Below are 545 nucleotides of genomic sequence, written 5' to 3'. Positions count from 1 at the left end.
AGTATTGAGTCAGACATGATTCACGTTGAGGTCGTGTATGCATTGCCTCATGAGCAACGCGTGTTTAACTTAGTTGTGAATAACCACGCGACGGTTGAAGAGATCATTCGTCAGTCGGGTGTCTTGGAATTGTATCCAGAAATTGATTTAGCGAAAAACAAAGTAGGTGTGTTTAGTCGTAATGTAAAACTAGACGCGACCGTACGTGATAAAGACCGCATTGAAATCTATCGCCCTTTATTGGCAGATCCAAAAGAGATTCGTCGTAAGCGAGCAGAGCAAGCAAAAGCGGCTGGGAATGCCGATCCAGTGACTGGTGGCAAGCCAAATGCTCTGCGCAAGTAAGCAGAATAAGCAATATTTTAGATGGTAAAAAACCTCCCAAGTGGGAGGTTTTTTTGCATAAAGGTTTTATGATGCCAATCGATGTAATGAAAGGATTGGTTTATTGGATCTGTTCGTAAAACGCGTCACTTTTCGGGAAGTCACCGCTGATATCGGCCAGCGTTCCTTGGTCATTAAAGTTTACGACAAGATCTTTCTGT

General features: G+C 43.1%; 1 protein-coding gene and 1 pseudogene. One reads left to right on the top strand and one right to left on the bottom strand.

Features of this window, described 5'->3' with window-relative positions; genetic code table 11:
* Positions 1-345: RnfH family protein (locus tag R7Q09_RS27750; RefSeq protein WP_318144161.1), on the top strand; the 345-nt coding region annotated here is incomplete at its 5' end.
* A 100-nt stretch (positions 346-445) separates the two neighbouring features.
* Here R7Q09_RS27750 and R7Q09_RS27745 read toward each other — a convergent pair.
* Positions 446-545, bottom strand: a pseudogene (locus R7Q09_RS27745) (outer membrane protein assembly factor BamE); the annotation flags it as partial.

This window comes from Vibrio sp. 2130-1 (assembly GCF_033339515.1).
This window is presented reverse-complemented; position numbering and strand designations above follow the sequence as displayed.